A 21,454-nucleotide genomic window follows, 5' to 3' on the forward strand; every position below is an offset into this window, starting at 1 on the left:
CGTGAAGCCCCTCGATCCGCGCCTGCTCCGCTACGCCCGGGCGGCCCGCGTGTTCCTCCTGCTCGGCGGGGTGCTCGCGCTGGCGAGGACCCTGGCGATCGTCGCCTTCGCGTGGCTCGTGGCGCAGCTGGTGGCCGGTGCGGTCGACGGGAGGAGCGCCGACGATCTCGCGCCGCTGCTGGCCGCCCTGCTCGCGGTCGTCGCGGCGCGGGCGGCTCTCGCCTGGGCGACCGAGGTGAACGCGGTGCGCGGAGGAGCAGGAGCGAAGGCGCAGCTGCGGCAGGCGGTCCTCGCCGCACTGGTCGAGCTCGGCCCGGCGGGCCGCTCCGAAGGGGGCTCAGGCGGGGTCGTCGCGCTGCTGGGCGGCGGACTGGACTCCCTCGACGGCTACTTCGCCCGCTACCTCCCGCAGCTGATCGCCACCGCGGTGGCGACGCCGCTCCTGACACTCGTGGTCTTCCTCGCCGATCCGCTCAGCGCGGTGTTCCTGGTGGTGACCCTGCCGCTCATCCCGGTGTTCATGGTGCTGATCGGCTGGGCGACCCAGGCCGTGCAGGCGCGGCAGTGGGAGCGGCTGCAGGCGCTCGCGTCCGGCTTCGTCGACACCGTCGGCGGCCTCGCAACACTCAAGATCTTCGGGCGGGCCGAGCGGCAGGCGACGCGGATCCGCGCGCTGACCGAGGACTACCGCGTGCACACGATGAAGGTGCTGCGGGTGACCTTCGTCAGCGGCTTCGTGCTGGAGCTCGCCGGCTCGCTCTCGGTCGCGCTGGTCGCCGTCTCGATCGGGCTGCGGCTCGTCGACGGCTCGCTGGGGCTGGCCGTCGGGCTGTTCGTCCTGGTGCTGGCGCCGGACGTGTTCCTGCCGGTGCGGCAGGTCGGTGCCGAGTTCCATGCGGCGGCGGACGGGGTGCAGGCGGCGGACCGCGCCTTCGCCGTCCTCGAGCGCGCGGCGGCCCTGCCCGCTCGCGGGAAGGCCCCGGCGGCGACGGGGGCGCTCGAGCTGCGGGGTCTCGCGGTCGACGACGGACGCGGGCGGGCGCTCGCTCCTGTCGACGCGGTGCTCCCCGTCGGGTCGATCACCGTGGTGACCGGGCCCAGCGGATCCGGGAAGTCGACGCTGCTCGCCGCGCTCGCAGGCTTCGTGCCCTTCTCGGGCACGCTGCTGCTCGGCGGGTCGCCGGTCGCGGATCTGCGGTCGACGCTCGCCTGGGCGGGCCAGCGGCCCGACCTGCTCCCGGGGAGCGTCGCCTCCGCCGTCGGGCTCGGGGCACTCTCGCCGGACCCCGAGCGCGTGCGGCGGGCCCTGGCGATCGCCGCGGTCGACGTGGACCCCGAGCGCCGGCTCGACGCCGAGGGGACGGGCCTCTCGGGCGGGCAGAGCGCCCGCGTCGCCGTCGCCCGCGCCGTGCACCGCCTGCTCGAGCGCGGGTGCGCGGTGCTGGCCCTGGACGAGCCGACCGCTGCCCTCGACGAGGAGTCCGAGCGGGCGCTGCTCGCCGGACTCCGGACGCTGGCGGAGAGCGGGACGATCGTCGTCGTCGCCAGCCACCGGCCCGCGACCGTCGCGGCGGCCGACGCCGTGATCGCCCTGGCGCCGGCGGGGGCGGTCGCGAGGTGAACCGCTCCGACGTCCTCCGCGCCGCGATGCCCGGGCCGCGCCGCTTCCTGCCGGGGCTGTCCTTCGGTCTGCTCTCCTCCTCGGCCGTCGTGGCGCTGCTGGCCTGCTCGGCCTGGCTGATCGTCCGCGCGGCCGAGCAGCCGCCGATCCTGTTCCTCTCCATGGCCGTCGTGGGCGTGCGGGCCTTCGCGCTGGCGCGGGCCTTCTTCCGCTACCTCGAGCGGCTGACCGGCCACGACGCCGCCTTCCGCGCGCTCGCGGAGCTCCGGGCGGGCGTCTACGAGCGCCTGGTGCCGGTCGCGCCGGACGGGCTGGGCCGCGTGCGCCGCGGCGACCTGGTCGCCCGGGTGGTGTCGGACGTCGACGCCCAGCAGGACGTGCCGCTGCGCGTCGTGCAGCCGCTGGTCGTCGCGGCGCTGGTCGCTGCGGTCTCCGTGGTCGGCGTCTGGCTGCTGCTGCCGGCGATGGGCGCCGTGCTGCTGGCGCTGCTCGTCCTCGCCTTCGCCGGCGGGGCTCTGGGCGCCGGCCGGCTCTCCGCGCAGGCGGACCGCGAGCTGGCGCCGCTGCGCGGGGAGCTCGCCGAGCGCCTCAACCTGCTGGTCACCCGTCTCGACGTGCTCATCGCCTTCGATGCGGCGGGTGACGCTCTGGCGGACGTGGCACGCGCGGAGGAGTCGCTCGCCCGGGCGGCGCGTCGGCGGGCGGCCTCCGCCGGACTGGCCGCGGCCGTCCTCGCCCTCTGCTCGGGCGGTGCGGTCTGGGCGGGCCTCGCGCTCGGGATCCCGGCGATCGGCGACCTCGGCGGTCCGGCGCTGGGAGTCGTCGCGCTCGTGCCGCTCGCGGTCTTCGAGGTCGCCGCCGCCGCGCCGCTCGCCGTGCAGGCGGCGCGCACCGCGCTCTCGAGCGCTCAGCGCCTGGCCGATCTGGACGCCGAGGCGGCGTCGCCGGCGCTCGCGACCGACGCGGACGTGGACCCGGATGCCCCGGCTCCCCGGGGCGCCGGCATCGTCCTGCGCGACCTGTCGGTGAGCTGGCCCGGCGCGCACACGCCCGCGCTGCGGGGCGTCTCGCTCGACCTGCCGGAGGGTGCGCGCGTCCTCGTCACCGGCGGCAGCGGCTCCGGGAAGACGACGCTCGCGCACGCTCTGGTGCGCTTCCTCGACCACTCCGGCAGCTACCTCCTGGGCGGGGTCGAGGCGCGGACGCTGCCGCAGGCGGAGGTGCGGAAGCGGGTCGGACTCGTGGAGCAGCAGCCGTACCTCTTCGACGACACGATCCGGCAGAACCTCCTCTTCGCGCGGCCCGAGGCCGATGGCGCCGTTCTCGAGGCAGTGCTGGAGCGGGTCGGGCTAGGCAGCTGGCTTGCTGCACGCGGCGGGCTCGACGCGCGGGTGGGGGAGCGGGGCTCGCTCGTCTCGGGCGGCCAGGCTCAGCGGATCGCCCTCGCACGCGCACTCCTGGCCGACTTCCGCGTCCTGGTGCTGGACGAGCCGACGGCGTCGGTGGACGCTCCCGTGGCCGACGCTCTGCTCGGGGATCTGCTCCGCGCCGCCGAGGGGCGGACGGTGGTCCTGATCGCGCACCGGGTCGATCCGGGCCTGGAGTTCGACACGCGGATCCGGGTGGCGGACGGCACGGCGGCTCAGGAGCACCGGGCTGCCTGAGCAGGCGCCCGGCTCCGCGGGGCGGTCGGTCCGAGCGGCCGTTCAGCCGTTTTCCGTGGGGACCGAGGCCCGCGCCAGGGAGGCCGCGCGCGCCAGGCGCCCGCCCTCCGCCTCCCAGCGGTCGAGGACCGCGTCCGCCCGGGTCCGCGCCGCACCAAGCAGCCCGGCCAGGAGCGGAGCGACGACGTCGCGGGCCAGCGGGTCGCTCAGCTCGTCCACGCGGGAGTCGCGGACGAAGCCCTCGAGCCGGGTGAGGTCGGAGCCGCGCAGCCACTCGGCTCGGGACTGCAGCAGCACGACGGCCGCCAGCCGCGGTTCGAAGACCGCCGGGTCCCACAGCTCGGAGGAGAGGGCTGTCACGTCGTCGTGCTCGAGCGAGTGGAACTTCCTCAGCGCGTCGCGGACGGTGCCGCGGACCGCCCCGACCGAGGCGCCCGTCGAGTCGAGCCCTGCTCCCAGGCGCTCGCGCACGTCCTGCGCGCGCCAGACGTCGCCCTCGTACTCCAGGGCCGAGCGGATGAAGTCGCCGGGGTCGCTCACCCCTCCATCATGCGTCGCGCGTCAGCCCCGGCTGGCCCAGACGGCCCGTCCGATGCCGTCGTACTCGACGAGGCGGCCGTCGTCCTGCAGCACGAGGCGGTAGGGCGCGACGACGCCGGTCTGGCCGATGCCGAAGGAGATCCTCGGGAACCGCAGCCAGAGGATCCGGGAGTCGGCCACGTCGAGCCGGCCCTCGGAGCTCATCGAGAAGGCGGCACCGGAGGCGGAGGAGGTGTTCGTCGCCCAGTCCGCGCCGTTCGGCCCGTAGACGACGAAGTTGCCGTCGCGCTGCATCTCGGCCCGCCACTGCCCGCTCGCCGAGGTCAGCCGCGTGCCCGCGACGACGAGGCCGCTCGGGGAGAGCGAGTCGCGCACGACGAGCGCGGCACTGCTCCAGAGGACGCCGGAGTCGTCCGCGATCCGGAGATCGCCCTCGCGGAGGACCATCGTGGCGCCCGGCTCGCCGGACGTGTCCGAGGCCCACAGAGGCGCGCCGTCCGCGGTGTAGACCACGGCGTTCCCGTCGTCCTGCATCCGGAGGACGTTGCCCCGGCCGCGGGTGCCGCTCGCCCAGAGAGCCCCGCCCTGCCCGTAGACGACGAGGTTGCCGTCCGCCTGCATCACCGCCGTGGTGCCTCCCGGGGTGGCGAGCCGGTTCCCCGCGTAGAGGGTGCTGCCGCGGCGCAGGGTGTCGGTGCGCGGCTCGTCGATCCGGCCGCCGATGCTGCTGGCCCAGGCGGCCGAGCCGCTGCGGCGGTAGATCACGAGATTGCCGTCGTCCTGCATCCGCAGCTCGCCGCCCGGGTCGGCCACCGTGCCGCTCGCCCAGACCGGGCGCCCGTCCGCGGCGTACACGACGAGGTTGCCGTCGTCCTGCATCCGCAGGCTGTCGCCGCGCCCCTGCGTGCCCGAGGCCCAGGTGGGACGGCCGCCGGCGGCGTAGACCACGGCGTTGCCGTCGGTCTGCATCACGAGGGAGGAGGCGCCGTCGGGGGACACCAGGCGCTCGCCGCGCGCGAGCTGCTCGCCGGCACGGAGGACCGCGGCGGAGGCGACGGCGGAGGACGCCGAGGGCGGGGCCTCGACCGCGGCGGCGGGCAGCGAGCCCAGCAGGAGCGCGCTCGTGGCGGCGAGCGCCGCGAGGGAGGCGGTCAGGGAGCGGCCGGAGGGGAGGTGCGTCATCGCAGGGGTCCTGTCGGGGAGGGCGGCGGGGTCGGGGGAATCGTCCCACGGCGGGGGAGACGACGACGCCCCCCGGTCCGGGGACCAGGGGGCGTCGTGGCGGAGGGGCGTCAGCCGCGGCTGGCCCAGACCGCGCGGCGGCTGTCGTACTCGACGAGGTTGCCGTCGTCCTGCATGACGAGCTTGTAGGGGCCGACCGACGCGGCGGGCGGGACGACCGACCATCCGCTCGTCGTCTCGGTGCCCACGGCGATCTGCCCGCTGGTGTCGATGGCGAAGAAGCCGCCTGCGCGGGTGGTCTTCGACGCCCAGATCGGGCCGTTCTTGCCGTAGACGACGAAGTTGCCGTCCGCCTGCATCACCGCTCGGTAGACGCCGTTCGCGGAGCGGAGGAAGCTGCCCGCCTCGAGCGAGTTCGCCGCGTAGAGCGTCGTCGAGGGGAAGGCGGCCTGGCTGGTCCAGATCACGTCGTCGGACGGGTTCACGATGATCAGCGAGCCGGCGTTGTTGATGCCCAGGCGGAGGTCCTTGCCGCGCGTGCCCGAGAACCACTTGACGGAGCCGTCGGAGCCGTAGATGACGGCGTTGCCGTCCTTCTGCATGGTGATGCGGTTGCCGGAGCCGCCGGTGCCGGTGCCCCAGACGGCGCCCTGCGGGCCGTAGCCGACGAAGTTGCCGTCGTTCTGCATGACGGCGCTGAAGCGGCCGTCGGCGGAGGTGAGCTGGTGGACGGGGCGGAGGGTCTGCTCCGTGAACAGCGTGTCGGTCACCGGCTCGGCGATGACGCGGCGGACGCTGCTCGCCCAGGCGGGCGAGCCGTTCTCGCGGTAGACGACGAGGTTGCCGTCGGGCTGCATGATCACCGAGGCTCCCGCCTCGTTGATCGTGTTCGTGCTCCACACGGGGCCGCCCTTGGCGGAGTAGACGACCATGTTGCCGTCGGTCTGCATGACCAGGTGGTCGCCGCGGCCCTGGGTGTTCGTGGCGAAGGTGGGGCGGCCCTGCGGGTCGTAGACCACGGCGTTGCCGTCGGTCTGCATCCGGAACGAGTAGCCGTTCGTGCCCGAGACGATCCGCTGTCCGGCGGCCAGCTCCTCGCCGCCGACGAGGGCGTTGTAGTAGCTGACGGCCGCGCGGGCGGTCTGCTGGGCGGCCTCGGGCGACTCGCTCGCGGGAGCGAGGCCGGTCGGCGCCTCCTCGGAGGAGGACAGGGGCTTCTGCGGGTTCTCCGCGGCGAGGGCCGGGGTCGCGCCGAAGAGCAGGGCACCGGTCGCGACGAGCGCGATCAGCCCGGAGGCGAGGGGGCGGGAGGAGGGGGAACGCGTCATCGCAGGACTTTCTCGAGTGGCCGGCGGGGGCCGGGAGAGGGGGTACTCGATGCTCGCACGGCCGACGCCCGAGTGCGACCGGAACGGGGGCCCTCCGTCTGGGGGACGCGCGGGAGCTGAGGTCCTCCGCGGGGTCAGAGCGCCGGGAGGGGCCGCCTGAGAGCGTCCAGCCGCTTCCGCCAGGCGTCCAGGCGGCCCGGCTCCGCGGCGAGCGCCGGTCCGTCCACCCAGGCGGTCGCCAGCCGGAGACCGTGCAGGGCGTTGGCCGTCCAGACCTCACGGCCCTCCAGCGACTCCGGCTCGGCCGGGGCCTCGATCACGTCCACGCCGAGCGCGCCGGCGAGCACCGAGACCGTGCGGGCTGTCACGCTGCGCACGCGGGTGCTCGTCGCCGGAGGGACGACCAGCGCATCGCCCAGCCACCACAGGATCGCGCTGCTCGCTCCGTCGATGACGGCGCCGTCGGCGTCGAGCAGCACGGCCTCGTCCGCTCCCGCGGCGTGCGCGCGCGTGCGGAGGAGGGCCAGACGTGCGATGTCCGGCCCCTTCCAGGAGGGTGTCCGGCGCGGATCCACCGGGCTCGTCCACAGCACCACGGAGCGGGTCGTCGGCGGGGCGGGTCGCAGCCGGAGCCGCAGGGCGCCACCCGAGAGCTCGACGCGGGGGAAGGAGCGGCCCTCGCGGGGAAGGGCGGCGATCGCGGCGTCGAGGAACGCCTCGACGTCCGGGTGCCCGCCCGCCGAGGCGACGGAGGCGGCGAACCGCTCGCGGTGCAGGTCGAGCCCGCGGACCCGTCCCTCGTCCACCAGCCAGGAGTCGGCTGCGTCCAGGGACGTGCCGGGCGGCTCGGGAACGGTCGTCAGGGCCCGCCCGTCCCACTCCCGAACCTGCTCGCCGTCCACGACCGCCTACGCTAGCCCAGTGGTCTCGGAGGATCGGCACGTCCGCTCGATCGAGCTGCCCTGGGTCGATCCGGAGCTCGCGCACCACGCCCTGTTCGCCACGGCCGAGGCGTCGTTCTGGCTCGACTCGGGCCTCGGAGCGACGAGCGGCCGCTCCTACCTCGGCGCGTGCGCCCGCGAGGACGTGCTCCTCGTCGAGGCCGGCGGCGACGTGGCGGCGGCGCTCGCCGCGATCGACGACGAGGCCCCCGCGGGCGACCGCGCGCTCGGCCGCTACGGCTGGATCTCCTACGAGGCGGGAGCCGCCTCCGTCTCCCTGCCCTCGGCGCCGACCGGCCCCGCGGATCCGCCCGCCCTCGCCCTGCTCCGGGGCGACCCCGTGCTCGAGTTCGACCACGGGGCCCGGACCGTCCGCCTGGTCGCCACGGGCGACGCGCAGGACCTCACCGCGCGCCTGCTCGAGCTCGTCGGCGCGCCCGCACCCGCGGACCCCGCGGATCCCGAGCCCGCCGGCGACCCGGTCCGCCGCCACTCCGCCGCCGAGTACACGGCGCTGATCGGCCGCTGCCAGGAGGCCATCCGCGCGGGCGACGCCTACCAGCTCTGCCTCACCGACGAGATCGTCGTCGAGGGCCGGTTCGATCCCGTCGAGGCGTACCGTCGCCTCCGCCGCTCCAGCCCGAGCCATCACGGCGGGCTGATCCGCCTCGGCCCGCTCGCGCTCGTCAGCGCCTCGCCCGAGCGGTTCCTCACCGGCGGGGCCGACGGACGCGTCGCCACGCATCCCATCAAGGGCACGCGCCCCCGGGGCCGGGACGCCGACGAGGACCGCGCGCTCCGGGACGAGCTCGTGTCGAGCGTGAAGGAGCGGGCCGAGAACGTGATGATCGTGGACCTCGTCCGCAACGACCTCGCCCGGATCGCCGCCCCCGGCTCCGTCGTCGTCGACCGCCTGCTCGAGGTGGAGAGCTACCCGCACGTCCACCAGCTGGTCAGCGAGGTCTCGGCCCGCCGGGCGCCCGGCGTCGGGATCGCCGAGCTGATCGCAGCCCTCTTCCCGGCCGGCTCGATGACGGGAGCGCCCAAGCGCCGGGCCGTGGAGCTGCTGCGGGAGTGGGAGCGCGGTCCCCGCGGCGTCTACTCCGGCGCTTTCGGCCGCCTGGGCTCGGACGGGTCGCTGGACCTCGCGATGACGATCCGCACCCTCGTGCTCGACGGCGAGCGCGCCCGCCTGGGGACCGGCGGCGGCATCACCGCGCTCTCGGTGCCGGAGGAGGAGGTCGAGGAGACGCGCCTGAAGGCGCGGGCGCTCCTCGCGGTGCTGGGCGCCGCCGAGGAGTGAGCAGGCGCCGCGTTCGTCTGCCGTGCGCGCAGGGCCAGTAGGGTTGATGGTCGAACGCAGCCGCCCACGCGTGCGCGTTCTCCCCCTCCTTCAGAAGTGAGAAGCACCTGTGGCAGAAGACACCTCCCGGCAGACCGGCGCGAGCGACGAGGAGCGCTACGACTTCCGAGCGCTCCAGGAGAAGTGGCTCCCGATCTGGGAGGAGACGCGCCCGTTCGCGACGGACGACCCCGACGACAAGCGCCCCCGCAAGTACGTGCTCGACATGTTCCCGTACCCCTCGGGCGACCTGCACATGGGCCACGCCGAGGCGTACGCGCTCGGAGACGTGATCGCGCGCTACTGGCGCCAGCAGGGCTTCAACGTCCTCCACCCGATCGGCTGGGACAGCTTCGGCCTGCCCGCCGAGAACGCCGCCATCAAGCGCGGGCTGAACCCGGTCACTTGGACCTACGACAACATCGAGCAGCAGAAGCGCTCGATGAAGCGCTACGCCGCGTCCTTCGACTGGGACCGCGTGCTGCACACCTCCGACCCCGAGTACTACAAGTGGAACCAGTGGCTGTTCCTCAAGATGTACGAGAAGGGCCTCGCCTACCGCAAGGACAGCTGGGTCAACTGGGACCCGGTGGACCAGACGGTCCTGGCGAACGAGCAGGTCCTGGCGGACGGCACCTCCGAGCGCTCCGGCGCGGTCGTGGTCAAGAAGAAGCTCACGCAGTGGTACTTCAAGATCACCGACTACGCCGACCGCCTGCTCGACGACCTGAACCAGCTCGAGGGCTCCTGGCCGTCGAAGGTCATCGCCATGCAGCGCAACTGGATCGGCCGCTCCATCGGCGCCGACGTCGAGTTCGAGATCGAGGGCCGCGACGAGCGCGTCACCGTCTTCACCACGCGCCCCGACACGCTCTACGGGGCGACCTTCATGGTCGTCGCGCCCGACTCCGACCTCGCCTCCGAGCTGGTCGAGGGCTCCGAGCCCGCGATCCGCGACGCGTTCCGCAGCTACCTCGAGACGGTGCAGAAGTCGAGCGAGATCGAGCGCCTGACCGCCGACCGCCCCAAGACCGGCGTGTTCCTCGGCCGCTACGCGGTGAACCCCGTGAACGGCGAGCGGCTGCCGATCTGGGCCGCCGACTACGTCCTCTCCGACTACGGCCACGGAGCCGTCATGGCCGTGCCGGCGCACGACCAGCGCGACCTCGACTTCGCCCGCGCCTTCGACCTGCCCGTGCGCGTGGTCGTCGACACCAACGCCTCCGTCACCGGGGCGATCCCGGTCATCCCGGAAGACCCGGAGGAGCTGGCCGCGCTCGAGAAGGAGTACTCGCTCGACCCCGCCACGACCGGCGAGGCGCTGATCGGCGACGGCCGCCTGATCAACTCCGGGCCGCTCGACGGGCTCTCCAAGCGCACCGCCATCGAGCGCGTCATCAGGATGCTCGAGGAGCGCGGCCGCGGCCGCTCGGCCAAGAACTACCGCCTGCGCGACTGGCTGATCTCGCGCCAGCGCTACTGGGGCACCCCCATCCCGATCATCCACGGAGCCGACGGCGAGCTCGTGCCGGTGCCCGAGGACCAGCTGCCCGTCGTCCTGCCCTCCACCGACGGCCTCGACCTGCAGCCGAAGGGATCGTCGCCGCTCGGAGCGGCGGAGGACTGGGTGAACGTGCCGCACCCGGTGGACGGCTCGCCCGCCCGCCGCGACCCGGACACGATGGACACCTTCGTCGACTCCTCGTGGTACTTCCTCCGCTTCCTCTCGCCGAAGGACGACACGCAGGCCTTCGATCCGAAGCTCGCCGAGAAGTGGGCGCCCGTCGACCAGTACGTCGGAGGCGTGACGCACGCGATCCTGCACCTGCTGTACGCGCGCTTCATCACCAAGGTGCTGTTCGACCTGGGCTACGTGTCGTTCACGGAGCCCTTCACGGCGCTGCTCAACCAGGGCATGGTGCAGATGGACGGCGCGGCGATGTCGAAGTCGAAGGGCAACATCGTCCGCCTCTCGGACCAGCTGGACGAGTTCGGCGTCGACGCCGTGCGCCTGACGATGGCGTTTGCCGGCCCGCCCGAGGACGACATCGACTGGGCCGACGTCTCGCCCGGCGGCAGCGCGAAGTTCCTCGCCCGCGCCTGGCGCCTGGCGAAGGACGTCACCTCGAGGCCCGACGTCGAGTGGAAGTCGGGCGACGCGGCTCTGCGCCGCCAGACCCACCGGTTCCTCGCGGAGTCCCCGTCGCTGATCGAGGCGTTCAAGTTCAACGTCGTGGTCGCGCGGCTGATGGAGCTCGTCAACGCGACCCGCAAGGTCGTCGACTCGGGTGCCGGGGCCGGGGACCCCGCGGTCCGCGAGGCGGTCGAGGTGGTCGCGATGGCTCTCAACCTGTTCGCGCCGTACACGGCCGAGGACATGTGGCACCGCCTGGGCTACGAGGGCACCGTCGCGCACGCGCTCTGGCGCAAGGCCGACCCGTCGCTGCTGGTCGAGGAGAAGGTCACGGCGATCCTGCAGGTCGACGGCAAGGTCCGCGACCGGCTCGAGGTCTCGCCGAAGATCTCCTCCGACGAGCTCGAGGAGAAGGCGCGGGCCACGGCCGGCGTCGCCCGGGCTCTCGTCGGCCGCGAGGTCGTGAAGGCGATCGTGCGGGCGCCGCGCCTGGTGAACCTGGTGACGAAGGCGGTCTAGCCGCTTCGTGCTGACGGGGCTCCTCCTCTCGTGGGAGGGGCCCCGTCGTGCGTACGATCTGCTCGATGACGCTCGCCTGAGGGTCAGCTCTGCTCGGGTTCCCCCTCGGAGGCCGGAAGGGCCTTGGCCGCCTCGGTGTTCAGTTCCTCGAGCAGTTCGATTCCACGTTCGAGGTCTCGTCGTGGAACTTCTTGGGCGTGAGCGACGGCATTCCGCAGGTTCCTAACGGTCCGGATGGCGTCCGCGTGATTCGAGACGAAATTCGTCTCCCTCTTCCTCCGGTCGGCCTCGGCCAGGCTCGGCCGTCCTCGTCCACGCACGGCATTGAATCCCGCTTGCGTGGCGAGAGACTCGTATTCGCGCAGAATGTCGACGACGAGATCCGAGTTACTCCGTTCTTCCTTGCTCGAGCCGGTGGATTCGGGAGCCAATCCGGTGCCGGATCCGCTCACGCCCTGGAGGTTCAAGCTGTCCTCAGCATTCCAGGGGGTGGGATAGTTGTGAATGATGGTCGACGTCGTGGTGCTGGCGGAAGCGGAGGCGTCCTGCTGCACGAGTTGGAGCTGCACAGTGTTGCGCAGGAGTTCCACCTCGTCCCGGATAACCTCGCCACCCGCCTCGACGGCCTCGACTCGTCTCTTCAAAGAAATGCCGAGAACCGCTATCTCGGAGAGGTCGGGCCAGAGGAGTGCGACGACGACGAGGACCAGGGCAAGAACGGACGCACTGCTCAGATCAGGAGGGGCGCACGTCAGAGACGTGCTCTGCAATGCTCCGCCCTCATAAAGTCGGATCCCGCTGCATTCCCTGTAGAACCACACGGCGGCGATCGCATAGCCGATCGTCAGTATGAGAGCGACAGTCATCCGCCAGAATCGACCGGATCTCCACGGGTCGCCTGGCGGCTTCGTCGTCGTGGGATCTATCGGCTCGCTCATGTAACGGAGCCTAGCTTGTCTACTGCTTCCTTCCCACGGTTTCTTTCACGCTCTCCCTGGCGATTCAGGACGAGGATTTATGGATATCGAGAGTGTTCTACTCTTGCGGAGTCCTCGTTCTCCGAAGACACGAGGAAGAGAGCGATGGGACACGAATCTCGCGAGCCGCGCATTCGAGATGGCGGCACCACCGTGACCTCGGCGTCTCCTTCACAGGACGCGAATCGGGAAGTTGTCCCTGGAACGGCCTCGGCCGCCCGCGGGGCTCCCGCTCCGGGTCCTACCGTCGGCGGATGCCAGAGACCAGCGGGACGGACGACGAGCAGCTGACGGCGCTGCTGCGGCCCCGCCGCGCCCGCCCGCGCTGGCGCGTGGGAGTGGGAGCGGCGGTCGTGCTCGTCATCGGCGCCGCGGTGGTCGCGGTGCTGCTCGCGGGAGCGCGGTCGAGCGGTCATGAGCGGGTCCTGGAGCCCGCCGTGTCGACGAGTGCGCCCGCTGCTGCGGCGGTCGAGTCGCTGTACGTGCACGTGGCCGGGGAGGTCGCCTCTCCGGGGCTGTACGTCCTGTCGCCGGAGGCGCGGGTGGCGGACGCGGTCGCCGCCGCCGGAGGGTTCCAGGAGTCGGCGGAGCGCGCGGCGGTCAACCTGGCCCGGAGGCTCGTGGACGGCGAGCAGATCGTCGTGCCGGCCGTGGGAGCGGCGCCGGCCGCGGCGGGAGCGGCTCCGGGCGGGGCCGCTCCAGGAGGGGCCTCCGCCGCCGGATCCGTGCTGAGCCTGAGCACGGCGACGGCGGCCCAGCTGGAGGAGCTGCCCGAGATCGGCCCGGCGACCGCGAAGAAGATCGTCGCCCACCGGGAGGCGAACGGCCCGTTCTCCTCCGTCGACCAGCTGCTCGAGGTCCCCGGGATCGGCGAGAAGACGCTCGCCGCGTTCCGCGACCAGGTCGCGCCGTGAGGAGCGTGCGGGCGGCGGACCTGCGGCTCCTGCCGGCAGCTGTGTCCGCCTGGACCACGGCGTGGGCGGCCGGGATGCTGCCGGTCGCGGCGGTGCTCGACGGGGGCCTCTCGTGGTGCGCCGCGGGCTGGGTGCTCCTCGGGGCGGCGTGCGTCCTGCTCCGGCGCGGCCTCGGCGGGCGGCTGGTCGGAGCGGTGCTCGTCGCGGGCGCGGGTGCCGCCCTGGCCCTCACCTCCGTCGTCGCTGCGGCGCCCGGTGGCCACCCGGCGTCGCTGCGGGAGGCCCAGGAGGATCGCGCCCTCACTCCGGTCACCGTGCGCGTCGACACGGGTGCCCGACCGCTCGCGACCGGGGGAGTGTGGTTCGACGCGACGGCGCTGCGGGTGGGAGACGCGTCGACCGCGGCCCCCGTCCGCGTGCTGCTCGCCGATCCCGGCGGTCGTCTGCCCGTGGGCGCCGAGCTCGACCTGGAGGCGCGTGCTGCCGCGCAGGAGGGGCCCGTCGGCGAGGCGACGATGCTGAGAGCGGCGTCCGTTGAGGACCGGCGCGGTCCCGGGGGAGCGGCGGCCGTCGCGGAGGTGCTGCGCTCGCGCTTCCTCGAGCGCGCGGCGCTGGTCGGCGGCGATGTGGCGGGGCTGCTGCCGGGCCTCGCGACCGGCGACACGTCCGCGCTCGACGCGGGGCTCGAGGAGGCGATGCGCACCGCGTCGCTCACCCACCTGACCGCCGTCTCGGGCGCCAACTGCGCCGTGGTGGTGGTCGCCGGCTGGACGATCGCGGCGCTCCTCGGCGCCGGGCGCCGCCTCCGGACCGTCGCCGCCCTCGCCCTGCTCGCCGGCTTCGTCGTGCTGGTGACCCCCGAGCCGAGCGTGGTGCGGGCCGCCGTGATGGCGACGGTGGTCCTCCTCGCTCGGCTCGGGCGTCGCTCCGGAGCGGCCGTGCCCGCTCTGCTCGCGACCGTCGTCCTCCTCGTGGCCGCCGACCCCTCGATCGCGGGGAGGCTCGGCTTCGTGCTGTCCGTCCTCGCCACCGCCGGACTCCTGCTGCTCGCCGAGCCGATCGCGGGCGCTCTCGGTCGAGTGCTGCCCCGGCCTCTCGCCCTGCTGCTCGCGGTGCCGACCGCGGCGCAGCTCGCCTGCCAGCCCGTGCTGCTGCTCGTGGACCCGTCGGTGCCGGTGTACGGAGTGCTCGCCAACCTGCTCGCCGAGCCCGCGGCACCCGCCGCGACCGGGCTCGGGCTCATCGGCTGCCTGCTCGCTCCCTGGTGGCCCGGAGCCGCCGACGCGGCGATCCGGCTCGCCGCCGTCCCCGCCTGGTGGATCGCCTCGATCGCCCGCGCCGTCGACTCGTGGCCCGCCCCGAGGATCGCCTGGTGGCCCGGAGTGGGAGGAGCGCTCGCGCTCACCGTGCTGACCCTGCTCGGTCTCGTGCTGGTCACGCAGTCGCCGCGGCTCGCGCGGGTGCGCCGGATCGCCGCCGTCGGGCTGGCGTGCGCGATCGCGGCCGCCGGCGGCACCACCGTCGCCACGCCGCTCCTCCGCGCCGCCTCGGTTCCCGAGGACTGGCGTGTCGCGATGTGCGACGTCGGGCAGGGCGACGCGGTCCTCCTCCGCGGAGACGCGGGCGTGCTGCTCGTCGACACGGGGCCCGGGCCCGCACCGCTCGAGGCCTGCCTCCGCCTGATGGGAGTGGACCGGATCCCGTTGCTGGTGCTCACTCACTACGACCTCGACCACGTCGGCGGGCTCCAGGCCGTCCTCGGACGGACCGACGCCGCGCTCGTCGGGCCCGCCGCGGGCCGCGACGACGAGCGCGACCGGGCGGCGCTCACCGGCGCGGGGGTCGCCGTGCAGGAGGCGGTCCGCGGCGACAGCGGCGCGCTCGGCTCGCTGCGCTGGCGGGTCGAGTGGCCGGAGCGGCGGAGCGCGCTGCGGGGGAACGAGGCGAGCGTGACCCTCCGGGTCGACATCGGCCCGGACGCCCGCGGCGGCCCGCTCTCCGTCGCACTCCTGGGCGACCTCGGCGAGCAGGAGCAGGGACGCGTCTCCCGGCTGCCGGTCGGCCGGGTCGACGTGGTCAAGGTCGCGCACCACGGCTCCGCGGACCAGTCGCCCGCCCTCTACGACGCGCTCGGCGCGAGCGTCGGGCTGATCTCCGTCGGGGCGGAGAACGACTACGGACATCCGAATCCATCGCTGCTCGCTCTGCTGGCCGAGCGCGGGGTCGAGGCGCTGAGGTCGGATGTCGAGGGTACGGTCGTGCTCGCGTCCCGCAGCGACGGGATCGCGGTCTGGGTGAGCGGCGCGACGGCTCCCGCGGCGGCCTCGGGGCGCCGTGAGCGGGCCGTAGGGTGGAGGGCGCTCGGACGGGCGCGGTACGGAAGGACACGGCATGGCAGGCAGGGCCCCGGCGCGCGCGAAGGCAGCGCCCTCGAAGGCGGCGATCCCGCAGCTCGCCTGGAACCAGACCCGGCCGGCGCCGATCGTGCTGATCACCGGCCCGGAGCAGTTCCTCGCCGACCGCGCGCTGCGCTTCCTCCGCGAGTTCCTCCGGGCCGAGGACCCGAGCCTCGAGGTCAGCGACATCGACGCCGGCGGCTACGCGCCGGGGGAGCTGCTGACGCTCGCGAGCCCGTCCCTCTTCGACGAGCCCCGCCTCATCCGCGTCTCGAACGTCGAGAAGTGCACGGACGCGTTCCTCCTCGAGACCCTCGACTACCTCTCGGCGCCCGCGGACGGGGCGACCCTGGTGCTCCGCCACGGCGGCGGCAACCGGGGCAAGAAGCTCCTCGACGCCATCCGCTCGGGCACGGGCGGCGGTATCGAGATCGTCTGCGCCGAGCTCAAGCGCGAGAGCGACAAGGTCGACTTCGCGATCGCCGAGTTCCGCACCGCCGGCCGCACGGCGACCACCGGTGCCGTCCGAGCCCTGGTGTCTGCCTTCTCCGACGACCTCGACGAGCTCGCGTCGGCGTGCCAGCAGCTGCTGTCCGACGTCACCGGCGAGATCACCGAGGCGACCGTGGCGAAGTACTACGGCGGCCGCGTCGAGACCACGGCCTTCACCGTCGCCGACTCCGCGATCGCGGGCCGTCACGGCGAGGCGCTGCTCGGGCTCCGCCACGCCCTCGCCTCCGGTGCCGACCCGGTACCGATCGTCGCCGCGTTCGCGAGCAAGCTGCGGACCATGGCGAAGGTCGCCGGCTCGCGCGAGGGCTCGGGCCAGGTCGCCTCGCGTCTGGGCCTCGCTCCGTGGCAGGTGGACCGGGCCCGGCGCGACCTGCAGGGCTGGACCGGCGAGGGCCTCGGCACCGCGATCCTGACGGTCGCCGACGCCGACGCGAACGTGAAGGGCGCCACCCGCGACCCCGTGTACGCCCTCGAGCGCATGGTCTCCGTCGTCTCCGCCCGGGGCCTCTGACCCGCCCGAAAGACCCTGCGCCCGCGATCCGCACCGACCTCGTCCCCTGCGGTTCTCGGTACGCCGCTCCGCGGCCGCTCGACCAGCAGTGAGGGGATCACCTCCCCTCGCAGGGTCGCACCGCGGCCGACGAAGAGTCGGACGACGACCCCGCAGGGTCACCGGCGATCCGCGTGTCAGCGGATCGTCGTACCCGGAACGGAACCCGCTCCTCCCACCGCGACCATGCGCGGAAGCCGACTGCGCGACGGGCGACGAGGCACGAGGAGCCCGTCGAGATCGGTGCGGGTCACCGCCGATCCTCGTGTCAGCGGATCGTCGTACCCGGAACGCAGGACGCTCCTCCCACAGCGACCACCCCTGTAAGCCGACCGCGCGACGGCCGACGAGGAACGAGGAGCCCGTCGAAGACGGCACAGCTCACCGCCGATCCGCGAGTCAGCGGATCGTCGTACCCCGAAACGCTCTCCGCTCCTCCCCCCGCGACCCTCCGCGGTAGCGGACCGGGCCGCAGCCGATCGAGAGCCGGACGATGCCCTCGCAGGGTCACCGGCGATCCGCGTGCGAGCGGATCGTCGTACCCGGAACGAAACCCGCTCCTCCCACCGCAACCAAGCGCGGAAGCCGACTGCGCGACGGGCGACGAGGCACGAGGAGCCCGTCGACCGCGAAGCGGAAACGACGAAGGGCCCGGCCAGAGGCCGGACCCTTCGTCGTTGCAGCTTCGCGCAGTACTACAGCGCGGCGACCTGCTTCGCGATGGCCGACTTGCGGTTCGCGGCCTGGTTCTTGTGGATGACGCCCTTGCTGGCGGCCTTGTCGAGCTTCTTGGCGGCGAAGGCGAGGGCGGTGCCGGCCTTCTCGGTGTCGCCGGCGGCGATGGCGGTGTGGACCGAGCGGATGGCGGTCTTCAGCTCGCTCTTGACGGCCTTGTTGCGCTCGTTCGCCTTCTTGTTGGTGAGGTTGCGCTTGATCTGCGACTTGATGTTTGCCACGTGGATTACCTTCTTCTCGGATGTGCGTGTGTGCAGCCGGCTACTCGACGGAGTGCCCCTTCCGCGGGCGTCTGAACGCCCTGCGGTGCGACTGGAGGTCGCCGGCTTCTGATCACTCCACGCCTGCCGGGTGTCCGGAGGGGGAGCGCAAGCCAACAAGGAACTTTAGCGCACCCGTCGTCACCCTTCAACCGCGCCGCGCCCGCGGGTGCGGCGCCGTCCGGGTCGGGGCCGCCGGGGCGACACGCCGGGGGAGGCGGACCGCCGTGGCGTCTCGCGGCCCGGGCCCGCCGGTAACGTGACGCCGGTGCCCCGTCTCGCCGATCACCTCTCCGCGGTGCCGCCCTCGGGCATCCGCCACCTGTTCGAGATCGCGCTGCGGCTCGACGGAGTGACGCTCCTCGCGGTGGGCGAGCCCGACGTGCCGACCGCGCCGCACATCATCGAGGCGGCCCGGGCGGCGTGGGCGGCCGACGACACCCGCTACGGGCCCAACGGCGGCGTCCCCGAGCTCCGGCGGGCCATCGTGGAGAAGCTGGCGCGGGACAACGGCATCGAGGCGGACGTCGAGCAGGTCTGGGTGACCGTCGGCGCCACGCAGGCGCTGCACCAGGCGATGACGCTCCTGCTCGGGCCCGGCGACGAGGTGCTCATCCCCGACCCGGGCTACACCGTCTTCACGACCAACGCGCGGACCATCGGCGCCGTCCCCGTGCCGTACACGCTGCGCGCTGAGAACGCCTTCCTCCCCGATCCCGAGGAGGTCGAGCGCCTGATCACCGACCGGACCCGCGTCCTGATCGTCAACAGCCCGTCCAACCCGCTCGGCGTGGTGTTCCCGAGGGAGGTCCTCGAGCGCCTGCTCGACATCGCCCGGCGCCACGACCTGTGGGTGCTCAGCGACGAGGTCTACGAGTACTTCACCTACGGGCGCCCGCACGTGAGCCTCGCGGCGATCGCGCAGGAGCGCGGGGACGACGCCGACCGCGTCCTCAGCGTCTTCTCCTTCTCGAAGACCTACGCGATGACCGGCGTCCGCGTCGGCTACCTCGTGACGCCTCCCGGCTTCACGTCGATCATGGTCACGGTGCAGGAGGCGGCGATCAGCTGCGTCGCCACTCCGGACCAGCGCGCCGCCCTCGCCGCTCTGACCGGGCCGCAGGACGCGGTGGCCGCCGCCTCCGACCACTACCTCGCCAACCTGCGGCTCGCGACGGGCGTGCTCGACGAGCGGGGGATCGCCTACCGCGAGCCCGAGGGCGCGTTCTACCTGTGGATCGACATGGCGCACGCGACCGGCGGGGACGTCGCCTCGTGGGTCGAGTCGTTCCTCCTCGAGACCCTCGTCGCCGTCGCGCCCGGCAGCGCCTTCGGCCGCACCGGCGAGGGCTGGATCCGCGTCTGCCTCGCCGCGGATCCCGCCGCGCTCGAGCACGGGCTGCGCGCCCTCCCGGCCCCGGTGCGCGGATGAGCGCCGCCGAGGTGCTGGTCCGGCGCGTCCGGGCGGAGGAGTACGACGAGGTCTCGCGCCTGCGGCTCGCCGCCTACGCCCACGACTACGAGCTGGGGGAGGAGTACGCCGCCGACGTCGCCGCGGTCGCCCGGCACGACGTCGAGGGCGAGGTCTGGGTCGCCGTCGAGGGCGACGGGCGGATCCTCGCCACGGTCACCACTGCGCGCCCGGGCGCCAACCTGTACGAGCTCGGCCGCCCCGGCGAGATGGACTGGCGGCTTCTCGCCGTCGGCCCGGAGGCACGTGGGCGGGGTCTCGGGCGGCTGCTCACCGAGTTCGTCGTGATGCTCGCCGCCGAGCGGGGCCTCCAGCGGGTCGTGATGAACAGCGGCACGCTGATGACCACCGCGCACGCCCTCTACGAGAGCATGGGCTTCGTCCGCCTCGGCGAGCGGGAGAACCCGCCCGGCGTCGAGCCCACCCGCACCTACGGACTCGATCTGTAGCCGCCGGTCCCGGCCTCCGCCGCCGGGCATGGGACACTGGTCCCACGATGTCTCCACGTGCACACTCCGGGCTCGAGCCCGCCGCTACCGATCCGGCGTCCATCCGCAACTTCTGCATCATCGCCCACATCGACCACGGCAAGTCCACCCTCGCCGACCGGATGCTCGGCATCACGGGTGTCGTCGAGGACCGGGCGATGCGCGCGCAGTACCTCGACCGCATGGACATCGAGCGCGAGCGCGGCATCACGATCAAGTCGCAGGCCGTGCGGATGCCGTGGGAGCGCGACGGGCGCACGTTCGCCCTGAACATGATCGACACTCCGGGCCACGTCGACTTCTCCTACGAGGTCAGCCGCTCGCTGGCGGCCTGCGAGGGCGCGATCCTCCTGGTCGATGCGGCGCAGGGCATCGAGGCCCAGACGCTCGCGAACCTCTACCTCGCGCTCGAGAACGACCTCACGATCATCCCGGTCCTCAACAAGATCGACCTGCCGGCCGCGGATCCCGAGAAGTACGCGAAGGAGCTCGCGAGCCTCATCGGCGGCGACCCGGACGACGTCCTCCGCGTCTCCGGCAAGACCGGCATGGGCGTCGAGGCGCTGCTCGACCGCGTCACCGAGCTCATCCCGCCGCCCGTCGGCGACCCCTCCGCCCCTGCGCGCGCCATGATCTTCGACTCCGTGTACGACGCCTACCGCGGGGTGGTCACCTACGTCCGGATGATCGACGGCAAGCTCTCGCCGCGCGAGAAGATCCAGATGATGTCGACCCGCGCCACGCACGAGATCCTCGAGATCGGCGTGTCGAGCCCCGAGCCCGTCGCGACGCAGGGTCTCGCGGTCGGCGAGGTGGGCTACCTGATCACCGGTGTGAAGGACGTGCGCCAGTCGAAGGTCGGCGACACCGTCACCACGGCGTCCAAGCCCGCGACGCAGGCGCTGCCCGGCTACACCGAGCCGCTCCCGATGGTCTTCTCGGGCCTGTACCCGATCGACGGCAGCGACTACCCGGACCTGCGCGAGGCCCTCGACAAGCTCAAGCTCTCGGACGCGGCGCTCGTCTACGAGCCCGAGACGTCGGTGGCGCTCGGCTTCGGCTTCCGCTGCGGGTTCCTCGGCCTCCTGCACCTCGAGATCATCACCGAGCGCCTGCAGCGCGAGTTCGGTCTCGACCTCATCACCACGGCGCCCTCGGTCATCTACGAGGTCTCGACGGAGGACAAGAAGACCGTCACCGTCACGAACCCGAGCGAGTTCCCCGTCGGCAAGATCGCCGCCGTCACGGAGCCGATCGTCAAGGCCGCGATCCTCGCGCCGAAGGACTACGTCGGCACGATCATGGAGCTCTGCCAGAGCCGCCGCGGGACCCTGATCGGCATGGAGTACCTGGGCGAGGACCGGGTCGAGATCCGCTACCACATGCCCCTCGGCGAGATCGTCTTCGACTTCTTCGACAACCTCAAGTCCAAGACCGCCGGCTACGCCTCGCTCGACTACGAGCCCGCCGGCTCGCAGGAGGCCGACCTCGTGAAGGTCGACATCCTGCTGCAGGGCGAGCAGGTCGACGCGTTCAGCGCGATCGTGCACCGGGAGAAGGCCTACGCCTACGGCGTGCTGATGACGGGGCGCCTGCGCAAGCTGATCCCGCGTCAGCAGTTCGAGGTGCCGATCCAGGCCGCCATCGGCGCCCGGATCATCGCCCGCGAGTCGATCAGCGCGATGCGCAAGGACGTCCTCGCCAAGTGCTACGGCGGCGACATCACCCGCAAGCGCAAGCTCCTCGAGAAGCAGAAGGAGGGCAAGAAGCGGATGAAGATGGTCGGCCGCGTCGAGGTCCCCCAGGAGGCGTTCATCGCCGCGCTCTCGGGCGACGTCGAGACGAAGGACAAGAAGTAGCGCGAGCCCCGTCGTCGGCG

General features: G+C 73.2%; 15 protein-coding genes and 1 pseudogene. 10 read left to right on the forward strand and 6 right to left on the reverse strand.

Annotated elements, in window-relative coordinates:
* The first annotated feature begins 1 nt into the window (after position 1).
* Both cydD and cydC read left to right on the forward strand, forming a co-directional pair.
* Positions 2-1,621: a thiol reductant ABC exporter subunit CydD gene (gene cydD / locus C5D50_RS10815; RefSeq protein WP_104283485.1), complete on the forward strand. Its 1,620-nt coding sequence runs from the start codon at positions 2-4 to the stop codon at positions 1,619-1,621.
* Positions 1,618-3,285 carry a thiol reductant ABC exporter subunit CydC gene (cydC, locus tag C5D50_RS10820; RefSeq protein ID WP_104283486.1) on the forward strand — a complete coding sequence of 556 codons (1,668 nt, stop codon included), beginning with the start codon at positions 1,618-1,620 and terminating at the stop codon, positions 3,283-3,285. Before cydD ends, cydC begins: the two co-directional genes overlap by 4 nt.
* Before the next feature lie 42 nt (positions 3,286-3,327).
* Here cydC and C5D50_RS10825 read toward each other — a convergent pair whose 3' ends face one another.
* From C5D50_RS10825 to C5D50_RS16710, 4 genes are all read right to left on the reverse strand, one after another.
* The gene (locus C5D50_RS10825) at positions 3,328-3,825 is read right to left on the reverse strand and encodes a DNA alkylation repair protein (RefSeq protein WP_104283487.1); all 498 of its coding nucleotides are present in this window, start codon (positions 3,823-3,825) and stop codon (positions 3,328-3,330) included.
* Positions 3,826-3,846: 21 nt separating this feature from the next.
* Positions 3,847-5,007, reverse strand: a complete 1,161-nt coding sequence (locus C5D50_RS10830) for a hypothetical protein (RefSeq protein WP_181137337.1) — start codon at positions 5,005-5,007, stop codon at positions 3,847-3,849.
* A 110-nt stretch (positions 5,008-5,117) separates the two neighbouring features.
* Positions 5,118-6,335 (reverse strand): hypothetical protein, encoded by a 1,218-nt coding sequence (locus tag C5D50_RS10835; RefSeq protein ID WP_104289006.1) that lies wholly within the window; start codon positions 6,333-6,335, stop codon positions 5,118-5,120.
* Between the two features lie 134 nt (positions 6,336-6,469).
* Positions 6,470-7,237: an aminotransferase class IV gene (locus C5D50_RS16710; protein ID WP_258069594.1), complete on the reverse strand. Its 768-nt coding sequence runs from the start codon at positions 7,235-7,237 to the stop codon at positions 6,470-6,472.
* 19 nt (positions 7,238-7,256) lie between these two features.
* Here C5D50_RS16710 and pabB point away from each other — a divergent pair, with 19 nt between their 5' ends.
* Both pabB and leuS read left to right on the forward strand, forming a co-directional pair.
* A complete protein-coding gene (pabB, locus tag C5D50_RS10845) occupies positions 7,257-8,579 on the forward strand; it encodes an aminodeoxychorismate synthase component I (RefSeq protein WP_219814711.1) in 1,323 nt (440 codons plus the stop codon).
* A 109-nt stretch (positions 8,580-8,688) separates the two neighbouring features.
* Entirely contained in the window at positions 8,689-11,271 is a 2,583-nt protein-coding gene (leuS, locus tag C5D50_RS10850) for a leucine--tRNA ligase (protein WP_104283492.1), read from the forward strand.
* A gap of 83 nt (positions 11,272-11,354) precedes the next feature.
* Here leuS and C5D50_RS10855 read toward each other — a convergent pair whose 3' ends face one another.
* Positions 11,355-12,209, reverse strand: coding sequence for a hypothetical protein (locus tag C5D50_RS10855; RefSeq protein WP_146086921.1), 855 nt, complete (start codon positions 12,207-12,209; stop codon positions 11,355-11,357).
* A 293-nt stretch (positions 12,210-12,502) separates the two neighbouring features.
* Here C5D50_RS10855 and C5D50_RS10860 point away from each other — a divergent pair, with 293 nt between their 5' ends.
* The 3 genes and pseudogenes from C5D50_RS10860 (at position 12,503) to holA (ending at position 16,582) form a co-directional block, all read left to right on the forward strand.
* Positions 12,503-13,162, forward strand: a complete 660-nt coding sequence (locus tag C5D50_RS10860; RefSeq protein WP_104255142.1) for a ComEA family DNA-binding protein — start codon at positions 12,503-12,505, stop codon at positions 13,160-13,162.
* 515 nt (positions 13,163-13,677) lie between these two features.
* Positions 13,678-14,985 (forward strand): annotated as a pseudogene (locus C5D50_RS17005) (ComEC/Rec2 family competence protein); the annotation flags it as partial.
* 568 nt (positions 14,986-15,553) lie between these two features.
* Positions 15,554-16,582: a DNA polymerase III subunit delta gene (gene holA / locus C5D50_RS10875; RefSeq protein WP_104225645.1), complete on the forward strand. Its 1,029-nt coding sequence runs from the start codon at positions 15,554-15,556 to the stop codon at positions 16,580-16,582.
* Between the two features lie 734 nt (positions 16,583-17,316).
* Here the strand turns inward: holA and rpsT are convergent.
* Positions 17,317-17,577 carry a 30S ribosomal protein S20 gene (gene rpsT, locus C5D50_RS10880; RefSeq protein WP_097165711.1) on the reverse strand — a complete coding sequence of 87 codons (261 nt, stop codon included), beginning with the start codon at positions 17,575-17,577 and terminating at the stop codon, positions 17,317-17,319.
* Positions 17,578-17,884: 307 nt separating this feature from the next.
* Between rpsT and C5D50_RS10885 the strand changes: the two genes are divergently transcribed.
* Genes C5D50_RS10885 through lepA form a run of 3 tightly spaced genes read left to right on the forward strand, consistent with a single transcriptional unit; the run spans position 17,885 to position 21,434 of the window.
* Positions 17,885-19,048, forward strand: coding sequence for a pyridoxal phosphate-dependent aminotransferase (locus C5D50_RS10885; RefSeq protein WP_104248213.1), 1,164 nt, complete (start codon positions 17,885-17,887; stop codon positions 19,046-19,048).
* Entirely contained in the window at positions 19,045-19,536 is a 492-nt protein-coding gene (locus tag C5D50_RS10890; RefSeq protein WP_104283494.1) for a GNAT family N-acetyltransferase, read from the forward strand. The genes C5D50_RS10885 and C5D50_RS10890 overlap by 4 nt, the downstream gene beginning before the upstream one ends.
* A gap of 47 nt (positions 19,537-19,583) precedes the next feature.
* The gene (gene lepA / locus C5D50_RS10895; protein ID WP_104223127.1) at positions 19,584-21,434 is read left to right on the forward strand and encodes a translation elongation factor 4; all 1,851 of its coding nucleotides are present in this window, start codon (positions 19,584-19,586) and stop codon (positions 21,432-21,434) included.
* Positions 21,435-21,454: the final 20 nt, after the last annotated feature.

The organism is Rathayibacter sp. RFBD1 (assembly GCF_002932915.1).
Taxonomy (GTDB): Bacteria; Actinomycetota; Actinomycetes; order Actinomycetales; family Microbacteriaceae; genus Rathayibacter.

Excerpts from the sequence above, each read along its gene's own strand:
- C5D50_RS10855 (WP_146086921.1), bottom strand. The coding sequence starts at position 12,209 with ATGAGCGAGCCGATAGATCCCACGACGACGAAGCCGCCAGGCGACCCG.
- holA (WP_104225645.1), top strand. The coding sequence starts at position 15,554 with ATGGCAGGCAGGGCCCCGGCGCGCGCGAAGGCAGCGCCCTCGAAGGCG.
- C5D50_RS10830 (WP_181137337.1), bottom strand. The coding sequence starts at position 5,007 with ATGACGCACCTCCCCTCCGGCCGCTCCCTGACCGCCTCCCTCGCGGCG.
- C5D50_RS10860 (WP_104255142.1), top strand. The coding sequence starts at position 12,503 with ATGCCAGAGACCAGCGGGACGGACGACGAGCAGCTGACGGCGCTGCTG.
- C5D50_RS10890 (WP_104283494.1), top strand. The coding sequence starts at position 19,045 with ATGAGCGCCGCCGAGGTGCTGGTCCGGCGCGTCCGGGCGGAGGAGTAC.
- C5D50_RS10835 (WP_104289006.1), bottom strand. The coding sequence starts at position 6,335 with ATGACGCGTTCCCCCTCCTCCCGCCCCCTCGCCTCCGGGCTGATCGCG.
- lepA (WP_104223127.1), top strand. The coding sequence starts at position 19,584 with ATGTCTCCACGTGCACACTCCGGGCTCGAGCCCGCCGCTACCGATCCG.